This is a genomic window from Kribbella sp. NPDC051770 (assembly GCF_040681455.1).
Classification (GTDB): domain Bacteria; phylum Actinomycetota; class Actinomycetes; order Propionibacteriales; family Kribbellaceae; genus Kribbella.
Genome location: NZ_JBFAYT010000011.1, coordinates 147,821 through 159,019, shown reverse-complemented (window position 1 = coordinate 159,019; position 11,199 = coordinate 147,821). Strand labels below are relative to the sequence as shown.

General features: G+C 69.6%; 11 protein-coding genes. 7 read left to right on the top strand and 4 right to left on the bottom strand.

What is annotated here, in order from left to right:
* Positions 1–50: 50 nt before the first annotated feature.
* From AB0M01_RS31085 to AB0M01_RS31065, 5 genes are all read left to right on the top strand, one after another.
* Positions 51–842, top strand: coding sequence for a class I SAM-dependent methyltransferase (locus AB0M01_RS31085; RefSeq protein WP_363675793.1), 792 nt, complete (start codon positions 51–53; stop codon positions 840–842).
* An 89-nt stretch (positions 843–931) separates the two neighbouring features.
* Positions 932–1,273 carry a DUF485 domain-containing protein gene (locus tag AB0M01_RS31080; protein ID WP_363675791.1) on the top strand — a complete coding sequence of 114 codons (342 nt, stop codon included), beginning with the start codon at positions 932–934 and terminating at the stop codon, positions 1,271–1,273.
* Positions 1,270–2,910: a cation acetate symporter gene (locus AB0M01_RS31075; protein WP_363675789.1), complete on the top strand. Its 1,641-nt coding sequence runs from the start codon at positions 1,270–1,272 to the stop codon at positions 2,908–2,910. The genes AB0M01_RS31080 and AB0M01_RS31075 overlap by 4 nt, the downstream gene beginning before the upstream one ends.
* Positions 2,911–3,092: 182 nt before the next feature.
* On the top strand, positions 3,093–6,701 hold the full coding sequence (locus AB0M01_RS31070; RefSeq protein WP_363675787.1) for a discoidin domain-containing protein: 3,609 nt from the start codon (positions 3,093–3,095) through the stop codon (positions 6,699–6,701).
* A gap of 81 nt (positions 6,702–6,782) precedes the next feature.
* Positions 6,783–7,187: a hypothetical protein gene (locus AB0M01_RS31065; protein WP_363675785.1), complete on the top strand. Its 405-nt coding sequence runs from the start codon at positions 6,783–6,785 to the stop codon at positions 7,185–7,187.
* A gap of 338 nt (positions 7,188–7,525) precedes the next feature.
* Here AB0M01_RS31065 and AB0M01_RS31060 read toward each other — a convergent pair whose 3' ends face one another.
* On the bottom strand, positions 7,526–8,335 hold the full coding sequence (locus AB0M01_RS31060; protein ID WP_363675783.1) for a hypothetical protein: 810 nt from the start codon (positions 8,333–8,335) through the stop codon (positions 7,526–7,528).
* A 71-nt stretch (positions 8,336–8,406) separates the two neighbouring features.
* Between AB0M01_RS31060 and AB0M01_RS31055 the strand changes: the two genes are divergently transcribed.
* Positions 8,407–9,054 (top strand): Pr6Pr family membrane protein, encoded by a 648-nt coding sequence (locus tag AB0M01_RS31055; RefSeq protein WP_363675781.1) that lies wholly within the window; start codon positions 8,407–8,409, stop codon positions 9,052–9,054.
* On the opposite strand, the gene AB0M01_RS31050 is transcribed toward AB0M01_RS31055, so the two are convergent.
* Both AB0M01_RS31050 and AB0M01_RS31045 read right to left on the bottom strand, forming a co-directional pair.
* On the bottom strand, positions 9,051–9,524 hold the full coding sequence (locus tag AB0M01_RS31050; protein WP_363675779.1) for a MarR family transcriptional regulator: 474 nt from the start codon (positions 9,522–9,524) through the stop codon (positions 9,051–9,053). The genes AB0M01_RS31055 and AB0M01_RS31050 overlap by 4 nt on opposite strands.
* 217 nt (positions 9,525–9,741) lie before the next feature.
* Positions 9,742–10,371, bottom strand: a complete 630-nt coding sequence (locus tag AB0M01_RS31045; RefSeq protein ID WP_363675777.1) for an NAD(P)H-binding protein — start codon at positions 10,369–10,371, stop codon at positions 9,742–9,744.
* A 79-nt stretch (positions 10,372–10,450) separates the two neighbouring features.
* Between AB0M01_RS31045 and AB0M01_RS31040 the strand changes: the two genes are divergently transcribed.
* Positions 10,451–10,816: a helix-turn-helix domain-containing protein gene (locus AB0M01_RS31040; RefSeq protein WP_363675775.1), complete on the top strand. Its 366-nt coding sequence runs from the start codon at positions 10,451–10,453 to the stop codon at positions 10,814–10,816.
* Here AB0M01_RS31040 and AB0M01_RS31035 read toward each other — a convergent pair.
* Positions 10,806–11,084 carry a hypothetical protein gene (locus AB0M01_RS31035; protein WP_363675773.1) on the bottom strand — a complete coding sequence of 93 codons (279 nt, stop codon included), beginning with the start codon at positions 11,082–11,084 and terminating at the stop codon, positions 10,806–10,808. The genes AB0M01_RS31040 and AB0M01_RS31035 overlap by 11 nt on opposite strands.
* Between the last annotated feature and the right edge of the window lie 115 nt (positions 11,085–11,199).

The window sequence follows — 11,199 nt, the reverse complement described above, 5'->3', positions numbered from 1 at the left end:
TACCGCGCGCCCTGACGTCACCGGCCGCTGCTACGGCATGATTTACGGTGATGACCACCGACGATCCAGGACCTGAGCGCGCCCGCTCCTTCGGCGGCGTCGCGGCCGCGTACGCCGCGGGCCGGCCGACGTTCCCCGCCGAGGCGCTGGCCTGGATCCTCGGGCCGGGGCGCCGGCAGGTGCTCGACCTGGGCGCCGGGACCGGGAAGCTGAGCGCGGTCGCGGCCGGGCTCGGCCACGACGTGGTCGCGGTCGACCCGTCGGAGGAGATGCTCGCGGTCTGCCGCCAGGTGCCGCGGGTGGACACCATGGTCGGCGCGGCCGAGTCAATCCCGCTCGCGCACGGCTCGGTCGACGCGGTGATCGTCGGCCAGGCGTTCCACTGGTTCGACCACGCCCGGGCGCTGCCCGAGATCGCCCGCGTACTGCGGCCGAACGGCGTCCTGGGCCTGCTCTGGAACCACTACGACACGGTCGTTCCGTGGGTCCGCCGGCTGGACCGCGCGATCCTCGGCGAGGACTTCCTGGCCGGCGCCGACCAGTTCGATCCGATGCCGGTGCTGCTGCAGTCGGACCTGTTCGGCCCGGTCGAGACCGGCCGCTTCCGGCACTGGCACGACCTGGACCGGACCGGCCTGCGCCAGCTCGCCCTGTCGCACTCGCGCGTCGCCGTACTGACCGAGTCGCGGCGGGAGTCGGTGCTGGAGCAGATCGACGGCATCTACGACGGCACCGCCCGGCCCCCGGAACCGCTGCGGATGCCGTACTTCACCAACTGCTACCGGACCTGGCCGAGCGACCTGGCCAACTACCAGCGCGGCCTGGACCAGCCCGGCCTCTGACGCCCTGGGCAACTTTTTGGTCGCGGTGGGTCACAAACGCCGTCGTGAGGACTACCGTGCATCTGTTCGTTCCCGACTGAGGGGTGCAGATGGAAGACGACGCAGTGCGCGAGCGGGACGCCCGCGCGTACGAAGCGGTGCACGAGGCGGCCGACTTCACCGAGCTGAAACGCCGCTACAAGAACTTCGTGGTGCCCTGGACCATCGCGTTCATGGTCTGGTACCTGGCCTACGTGGCCTGCAACAACTGGGCCCGGGACTTCATGAGCACGCGGGTGGTGGGCCACATCAACGTGGCGCTGGTCTTCGGTCTGCTGCAGTTCGTCTCCACCTTCGTGATCGCGTTCCTGTACGGGCGCTTCGCGAACCGTAAGCTCGACCCGCTGGCCAGCGGCCTGAACGCCAAGTACAAGAGGGAGCGCCGCCGGTGAGCACTCTGTTGATCCCCCTCGCCGACGCCGAGCCCGGCAACCAGGCGCTGACCATCTCGCTGTTCACCGCGGTCGTCGCCGTGACGCTGTACATCACCTGGTGGGCGTCGCGGCAGAACAAGACCACCGCCGACTACTACGCCGGCGGCCGCTCGTTCAGCGGCTCCCAGAACGGTCTCGCGGTGGCCGGCGACTACATGTCGGCGGCGTCCTTCCTCGGCATCTCCGGCCAGATCGCCCTCTACGGGTACGACGGCTTCCTGTACTCGATCGGCTTCCTGGTCGCCTGGCTGGTCGCGCTGCTGCTGGTCGCCGAGCTGCTGCGCAACTCGGGCCGCTTCACGATGGCCGACCAGCTGGCGTTCCGGATGAAGCAGCGTCCGGTCCGGACGGCGGCCGCGTCGTCCACGATCGTCGTCTCGATCTTCTACCTGCTGGCCCAGATGGTCGGCGCGGGGTCGCTGGTCGGGCTGCTGCTCGGCGTCAAGAGCGAGGGCCTGAAGGCCGGCGTGATCGTGCTGGTCGGCGCGCTGATGATCGTCTACGTGACGATCGGCGGCATGAAGGGCACCACCTGGGTGCAGATCGTCAAGGCGGTGCTGCTGATGACCGGCACGCTGCTGATCACGTTCCTGGTGCTGCTGAAGTTCGACTTCAACCCGTCCAAGCTGCTCGGCGCGGCCGCGGCCAACTCGGGCAAGGGTGAGGCGTTCCTGCAGCCCGGTCTGCTGTACGGCAAGGACCTGGTCGGCCAGATCGACTTCCTGTCCCTCGGCCTGGCCCTGGTCCTCGGTACGGCGGGCCTGCCGCACATCCTGATCCGCTTCTACACGGTGCCGGACTCCAAGTCCGCGCGCCGGTCGGTGCAGTGGGCGATCGGCCTGATCGGCGCCTTCTACCTGATGACGCTGGCCCTCGGGTTCGGCGCGGCGGCGCTGCTGAACACGGGCAAGGACAGCGCGGTCGCGGCCTCCAAGGGCAACACCGCGTCGGTGCTGCTGGCCGAGATGGTCGGCGGCGGGCCGGACTCGATCGGCGGCGCGATCCTGCTCGCGCTGATCGCCGCGGTGGCGTTCGCGACCATCCTCGCGGTGGTCGCCGGGCTCACGCTGACCTCGGCGTCGTCGTTCGCGCACGACCTGTACGTGAACGTGATCGCCAAGGGCAAGGTGACCGAGAAGAACGAGATCCGGGTCGCCCGGTTCGCGGCGATCGGGATCGGCGCGGTCGCGATCGGGCTGGCGATCCCGGCGCAGAAGCTGAACATCGCGTTCCTGGTCGCGCTGGCCTTCGCCGTCGCGGCCTCGGCGAACCTGCCGGCGCTGCTGTTCAACCTGTTCTGGAAGCGGTTCAACACCTCCGGGGCGGTCTGGAGCATCTACGGCGGTCTGATCAGCGCCGTGGTGCTGGTGATCTTCTCGCCGGTCGTCTCGGGCTCGCCGACCTCGATGATCACCGGCGCGGACTTCTCCTGGTTCCCGCTGTCCAACCCGGGCATCGTCTCGATCCCGCTGGGCTTCCTGCTCGGCGTGGTCGGCACGTTCGTCGGCAAGGACCGCTCCAGCGAGAGCCGCTACAGCGAGCTGTCGGTCCGCGCGCTCACCGGCGCGGGCGCGGAAGGTGCTGCCAAGCATTGACCCCGTAGCCGCCGCAGGACCCCTCGAGGGCGTCGCTCCATCCGGAGCGGCGCCCTCGAGCCGTTGACGCTGCAGTAATCCTGCCGTAACAATAAGCCAGCGCTGCGCAAGAAGTTCATCGTTTTGAGCAATTTCTTGATACTCCTCTGTGCCTTTACCACCCGCCCACCGGAGAGGCCCGCATGAGAACCAGAACCGTGCCCTGGCGCTTGCTCGCCACCGCGCTGGCCGGCAGCCTGCTGCTCGCCGCCCCCACCTTCACGCCCGCCGGCCCCACGCTGGCCGGCAGCACCGCGTCGGCCGCCGTACTGGCCGGACCGAACCTGGCCGCCGGGAAGTCCGCCTCGGCCAGTACCAGCACCCAGAACTACGCCGCGGGGAACGTGACCGACGGCAACCAGAGCAGCTACTGGGAGAGCGCCAACAACGCCTTCCCGCAGTGGGTCCAGGTCGACCTGGGCTCCTCGGTCAGCACCAACCAGGTCGTGCTCAAACTGCCCAGCTCCGGCTGGGGCTCCCGCAACCAGACGCTCGCCGTCCAGGGCAGCACCGACGGCAACAACTTCACCGACCTGTCCGCGTCGGCCTCCCGCGCGTTCACCGCGCCCGGCAACACCGTGACCATCGACTACGGCGCGGCGACCGTCCGGTACGTGCGGATCCGGATCACCGCGAACACCGGCTGGCCCGCCGGTCAGCTGTCCGAGCTGGAGGTCTACGGACCGGCCACCGGTGACACCCAGGCTCCCACCGCCCCGGGCAACCTGTCGTTCACCGAGCCCGGCACCGGCCAGATCCGGCTCACCTGGACCGCGTCGACCGACAACGTCGGCGTCACCGGGTACGACGTGTACGCCAACGGCCAGCTCCGGACCAGCCTCGGCGGCGGCGTCACGACGTACACCGACACCCAGCCGGCCAGCGCCGCGGTGACCTACTTCGTTCGCGCGAAGGATGCCGCGGGCAACCAGTCGCCGAACAGCAACAGCGTCACCCGCGGCGGCAGCAGCGGCCCGGGCAGCAACCTGGCGCTGCGCAAGCCGATCACCGCCTCGGGCTTCGTGCACACCTTCGTCGCCACCAACGCGAACGACGACAACGTCACGACGTACTGGGAAGGCAACGGCAACCCGGCCACGCTGACCACCCAGCTCGGCTCGAACGCCGACCTCAGCTCCGTCGTCGTCCGGCTCAACCCGGACAGCGCCTGGGGCAACCGGACGCAGACGTTCTCGATCCTCGGGCGCGAGCAGAGCGCTGCCGGGTTCACGACGATCGCGGCGTCGGCGGCGTACAACTTCAGTCCGGCGTCGGGCAACACGGTGACGATCCCGGTCAGCGCGCGGGTCGCCGACGTACGGCTCAACTTCACCGGGAACACGGGCGCGCCGAGCGGTCAGGTGGCCGAGCTCCAGGTGATGGGGGTGCCTGCTCCGAATCCTGACCTGACGCTCTCGAACGTGACGTGGAGCCCCAGCGCGCCGGTCGAGACCGACGCGATCACCGTCCGGGCCACCGTCAACAACACGGGATCTGCTGCCGCGGGCGCTTCCGCGGTGAACTTCTACCTCGGCGAGACGCGCGTCGGTACGGCGACCGTCGGCGCTCTCGCCGCCGGGGGCTCGACAACGGTCTCGGCGTCGATCGGGACCCGGGACGCGGGCAGCTACCCGCTGAGCGCGAAGGTCGACGAGGCCAACGCGGTCATCGAGCAGAACGAGGCGAACAACTCGGCCAGCAGCTCGTCGCCGCTCGTGGTGACGCCGGTGGCCAGCTCCGACCTGGTGGCGGGGGCGGTCACGTGGACGCCCGGCAACCCGTCCGCGGGGACGAACGTCGCGTTCTCCGTTGCCATCCGCAACCAAGGCTCGATCGCGTCGGCCTCCGGGGCGCACGGGATCACGCTGACGCTGCTGAACGGCAGCACCGTCGTACGGACGTTCACGGGGTCGTACTCCGGTGCGATCGCCGCCGGCGCGACTGCCCCGGCCGTTGCGCTGGGGAGCTGGCCGGCGGCGAACGGGCGGTACTCCGTGCGCGTCGTACTGGCTGACGACGCCAACGAGCTGCCGGTGAAGCGGGCCAACAACACGTCCGAGCGGCCGTTCTTCGTGGGCCGTGGGGCGAACATGCCGTACGACCACCTGGAGGCCGAGGACGCGGCCGTCGGCGGTGGCGCAACGGTGGTCGGCCCGAACCGGACCATCGGTGATCTGGCCGGAGAGGCGTCCGGCCGAAAGGCCGTCACGCTGAACTCGACCGGCGCGTTCGTCGAGTTCACCACCCGGGCCAGCACGAACACCCTGGTGACCAGGTTCTCCATCCCGGACGCGGCCGGCGGTGGCGGCATCAACTCGACCGTCAACGTGTACGTCAACGGCGCGTTCCACAAGGCGCTGCCGCTGACCTCGAAGTACGCCTGGCTGTACGGCGCGGAGGCGAGCCCCGGCAACTCACCGGGCGGCGATCCTCGCCACATCTACGACGAGGCGAACCTGATGCTCGACGGGACCTTCCCGGCGGGCACGAAGATCAAGCTCCAGAAGGACGCCGCGAACACCACGAACTACGCGATCGACTTCGTCGACACCGAGCAGGTGGCGCCGGTCGCGAACCCGGGTTCGGCGTACGCGGTGCCGGCCGGCTTCGGTCACCAGGACGTGCAGAACGCCCTCGACCGGGTCCGGATGGACACCACCGGCACGCTCGTCGGCGTCTACCTGCCGCCGGGTGACTACCAGACGTCGAGCAAGTTCCAGGTGTACGGCAAGGCAGTCAAGGTGCTCGGCGCCGGGCCCTGGTACACGAGGTTCCAGGCGCCGACGACGCAGGACAACACCGATGTCGGGTTCCGCGCGGAGGCTTCGGCCAACGGGTCGTCGTTCACCGGCTTCGCCTACTTCGGCAACTACACGTCCCGGATCGACGGTCCCGGCAAGGTGTTCGACTTCTCGTCCACCGCGAACATGACCATCGACAACATCTGGGTCGAGCACATGGTCTGCCTGTACTGGGGGGCCAACACCGACAACTCCACGATCAAGAACTCGCGGATCCGCAACATGTTCGCCGACGGCATCAACATGACCAACGGCTCGGCCGGCAACACCGTCAGCAACAACGACGCCCGGGCGACCGGGGACGACAGCTTCGCGCTGTTCAACGCCACCGACTCCGGTGGTGGCGAGGTCCGCGACAATGTCTTCGAGAACCTCTCGTCGACGCTGACCTGGCGAGCCGCCGGCTTCGCGGTCTACGGAGGCACCAACAACGTCTTCCGCAACCTGTACGTCGCCGACACGCTGGTCTACTCCGGCATCACGATCAGCTCGCTCGACTTCGGCATCCCGATGAACGGCTTCGGCGCGACGCCGGCCACCCGCTTCGAGAACATCTCGGTGGTCCGCGCCGGCGGCCACTTCTGGGGCAACCAGACGTTCCCCGGCATCTGGATCTTCTCCGCCTCGAAGATCTACCAGGGCATCCGGCTGACCGATGTCGACATCGTCGACCCGACGTACAGCGGCATCATGTTCCAGACCAACTACGTCGGCTCCCAGCCCCAGTTCCCGATCGCCGACACGATCCTGACCAACGTCTCGATCTCCGGCGCCCGCAAGTCCGGCGACGCCTTCGACGCCAAGTCCGGCTTCGGCCTCTGGGCCAACGAACTCCCCGAACCCGGCCAGGGCCCACCGGTCGGCGGCGTCACCTTCAACAACCTCACCCTCACCAACAACGCCGTCGACATCCGCAACACGACCAGCACGTTCACCATCACCCGCAACTAGCCCGTCCAACAGAACGGCCGCCGACCCCACCGGGTCGGCGGCCGTTCGCCGATCTGCCTCGGCTGAAAAACATCGCGTGGCTTGCTGCTGCCTGAGCGGGAGCGGCTGCACTTCCGCCACGAGACCGATGCCCGACGCAAGCAGATCCTGCACGTCATCGCGGAGTTCCACCTGCTCGTCGACCTGTACCAGGCCGAGCGCGACACCCTCGCCGACCGCCAGGCGTGCCTGCAGGCGATCGTCAGGGACGCCGCCGGCACGGCCGAACGGCTTGTGGTCGAGCGAGACGAGTCGACGTACCAGCGTGACCGCCGGACGCTGCACGCCGCCTGTCACCGCTACAACTGTCCCGACCTGCGCTGGGATCTGCTGGCTCCGAAGCTCGACCCGCTGCTGTGGGTTCCGGATGCAGTGGCGTGGGCGTGGGCACGCGGCGGACCGTGGCGGCGACTGGTCGCGCGGCATTCGGTCCGAAGAGACCTCTGAACGCGCGAGACCCGGCTCACCTACCGTCCGGAAGGCTGCCGGGTCCACTTCAGGAGGCTCTACTGCCTCAAGCAAGATCCACTGTACGTCCTCCAACGAAGCTCTGCCGGGGCAGATCAGGAACTGCCCCGGGATGCCCCGGTGTCAGGCCTGGGGGAGGAGCGGCTGCACTTCAACCCCGAGAACCCTCGGCGCAGAAAGCTGGTTCTGGCGGGAGTCCTGACAGCGCGAGACCCGGCTCGTCCACCGTCCGGTGAGCTGCCGGGTCCACTTCCGAGGGACTCCTGTCCCTGGCGAGATCCACTGTAGCGGGCGTGGAGCGGTCTGGCAGGGGCAGATCAGGATCTGCCCCGCCTGCGGCGGGAGATGAGGTGGGCGGCCGCGGTGAGGAGGGTGAGGGCTGCTGAGGCGATCGCGAGGGTGCGGGTGAACGTGGCGTCGGACTTGTTGGCTTGGGTGGTGCCGGCGGGGCGGGCCTGAGTTGGGTTGCTGGGGACGTACTCGATCTCCAGGGAGCCGCCTGGGGGTGGGATGCGGGTCTCGGGCTGGTAGTCCTCGGCTTTGACCTCGGTGGTGTACTCGCGGCCGTCGGCGGTGAAGCGGACCTCGAGCAGGCGTTCGCCCAGTCCGGCAGGGCCGTCGTCGTAGCGGAGGATGGTTGCGGTGGTCCTGGCGAGCGGGGTGTCGAAGGGGCCCTGGTCGGTGGTGAAGATGCCTGCGGCAAGGAAGACCGCGGTCATCAAGGCGAAGAAAGCGATCAGGCCTCGGCGGATCACGGGTCCGCCGGGGTGGCGCCAGTGGGGGTCGTCGGCGGGGCGACTGCTTGCGGGCTTGGCTTCCGTCGAGGTGTGTGCGCTGACCACGGCTGCGGGGCTGATGCCTCGGAGCCAGAGGACGCCGTACACGACGAAGGCGTAGGCGGCCCACGCGGTGACCGTCAGCAGGCCGGTGAGCACGCCGGTGAAGAAGTAGTCCTCGACCGACGCGCCGGCCATGGCGGCGATCAGGGCGAACACCCCGCCGAAGGCCGCGGCTGTGCCGAAGAGTCCGGCAACGAAGGTGTACGGGACCGAGCCCCCGCTCGCCTCGCCGAGGAGGTAGAGGCGGCACGGGCCGGTCAGGAAGATCCAGCGCAGCAGGCGACGCATGGGGAGACTGTGACAGATCGGCAGGGCGTGGCGTGGGTGGCGACGGGCCGGCCGGCGGGCACGATGAGGTGATGACGAGGTCGAAGGTGGCGCGGGGCTGGTGGGCTGCGATCGTCGCGGTGATCGTCGTGTCGCTGGTGATTCAGCTGGTGCTGATCTTCACCGGTGGGGCCGATGCCAACTCCGGGGAGACCGGGGCCTCGATCGGGGTTCGGTTGTGGCGGCTGGTCAGTTTCTTCACGATCGAGAGCAACTTGATCGTGCTGGCCGCGCTGGTGTTCCTCGTCCGCAGTACGTCGTACGACGGCCCGCGCTGGCGCGTCCTGCACCTGGACGCGCTGCTCGGGATCGTGATCACCGGGCTGGTGTTCGCGATCGTGCTCGCCCCGCAGGTGCACCTGACCGGCTGGGCGCTGGCCGCGACGATCGGGTTCCACTACGTCTCGCCGTGGGCGACGCTGGTCGGCTGGCTGGTCTTCGGGCCGCGCCCACGGATGTCGTGGGCAACGGTCGGGCTCGCGTTCGTCTGGCCGCTGGCCTGGCTGGTCTACATCTTCGTCCAGGGCTCGTTCACCGACTGGTACCCGTACCCGTTCCTGGACGTGACCGACCTCGGGCTCGGCGTCGCCGTCCGCAACGCCGCGTTCGTGCTCGTCCTCGGGATCGCGCTGGCGGCCGGGTTCAAGACCCTGGACGCCAAGCTGCCGCGGACCGGCTAGAGGTCGTCGGCGACGCCGTACAGGATCTCGCCCGCCTCCAGGACCTTCGCGCGGTCGTCGGGCGACAGGTGCTCGAGGATCGTGGTCAGCGCCTGGCCGGCGTCGGCGCGCATGTGCGCGACGGTCTCGGCGCCCAGCTCGGTGAGCTCGACCGCGGTGGCGCGGCCGTCGAGGGTGTCCGGGCGGCGGCGGACCAGGCCGGAGGTCTCCAGGACGGCGACCGTGGTGGTCGCGGTCGGCTGCGAGCAGGGCACCTTGTTGGCGATGGTGCCGATCCGGACCGGCTGCTCGCGGGCGATCACGAGCAGCGCGATGAACTGCGTCGGGTGCATCGACGTCGACATCGCGGTCCGGCGCAGGTGCCGGACGATCCGGTGCATCGCCACCATCAGGTGGACTGCCTTCTCGTCCAGCACGATCACCCCGTCAGTCAGGCCGCCCCGGCGCCGGGACGGTCGATGTCCACCCATGTTGCCAGGGCGAACACCCCGGCGGGAGCGTTTTCACCTGAAGAGCTGCTGAGAGTTTTCCCGATCACCACCGTACGCCGAGCAGCTCCGCGTGGCGGCACGCAGCAGGCTCTTCTCCTGCCACCCTCAACCCGTCGTACGAGACGATCACCGGGCGGGTCAGCCGGAGCTGGGAGCTCGCCGTCCGCCGAAGAGCTGCGGGCCCGTCTCAGCGCACTCAGCTGACGCGCTCCACGCCGAGCAGTACGCCGTGGTGCCGCGGGTCGTCGATCTCGTCCAGCAGGGCGATCGCCAGGTCGGCGTACGAGATCCGGCTGGTCGCGTCGCCCGGGGTGATCCGGTAGGCGCCGGTGCGTTCGGGGTGTTCGTGGTCGAAGTCGCCGCTGGGGGTGATCGAGACCCAGTCGGCCTGGGAATTCGTCAATTGGTCGACCGCTGCCTGGTGGGCTTCGAAGAAGGCTCGGTACTCGGTGGGGTAGCCGGGTGTGTCCATCAGCAGCGTGCCGTTGCTGGTGGCAAGGATCGACGCGAGGCCGACCCAGACCAGGCGGGTGCTGCCGACTCCCTCGGCCAGGGCCTTGCCCGCGCGGGGGAAGAAGTCGGGCGTGGGGTCGTAGACGGCGGCGATCACCGCGTCGTGCGCGGAGGTGAGGCGGGCGACGGCCGCGGGGTCGGTGACGTCGGCCGCGACGACCGTCGGGCCGCCCACCGAGGGTGTTGCGCGGGCCGCGGCGTACTTGCTGGGCGTGCGCACCGCGGCGGTGACCTCGTGGCCGCGACGCAGTGCCTCCTCGACTGCCGCGCTTCCTGCTCGGCCGCCGGCGCCGAACACCAGGATCTTGCTCATCTTCAGGTCCCTTCTCGTGGTGTCCCGAGAAGGTAGGCGGAGCGGCGGTTACCGCCCGGATACTGGCTAGGCTGGCTGGATGGAGCCGTTGCGCGCGGACATGTTCGACGAGATGTGCCCCTCGACGCTGAACCCGTTCCGGTTCGGGCCGGACAAGTGGGCTGCCCTGGTGATCGCCTGCCTGGAGGACGGCCCGCGCCGGTTCTCCGAGCTGCGGGTGCCGCTGCACCGGGTGACGCCGAAGGTGCTCACCCAGTCGCTGCGCCGCCTCGAGCAGGACGGGCTGATCAGCAGGACCGAGTACGCCGAACCGGAGCGGCGCGTGGTCTACGCGCTGACGCCGCTCGGCCGGAGCATGCTCGGCCCGATCGGCGAGGCGTGCCGGTGGACGGCCGAGCACTGGGACGAGCTGCTGGACGCGCGGGAGCGCGAGATCACCAGGTAGGCGACTGGTTCCGTACGGCGGCGCGCAGGCGCCGGACGCGGCGGTCGCGGCTGTGGACGCGGCGGCGGGCGGCGCGGGAGATGCGGCGGTGGACGCCGGCGAAGGGGTGGTCGGCGGGGAGCCCGGCCGCGGGGTGGACCGGCTGCGCCGCGTGCTGGGCGAACTGCCCGGTCGGCTGCGCCGCGTACTGGGAGAAGTGCCCGACCGGCGGGTCGGCGTACTGGGCGTAGTGCCCGACCGGCTGAACGGCGTACTGGGGCTGGTGCATCGGCGGATCTCCTGGCGGTTGGCGACGGGGATCGGATGCGGCCCGGCCTCCTCCGGTTCCCGGTGTGACCTCGTTCACGGACCGGCCCGTTCGGCGCAGATAGAGGTCTGCTCGG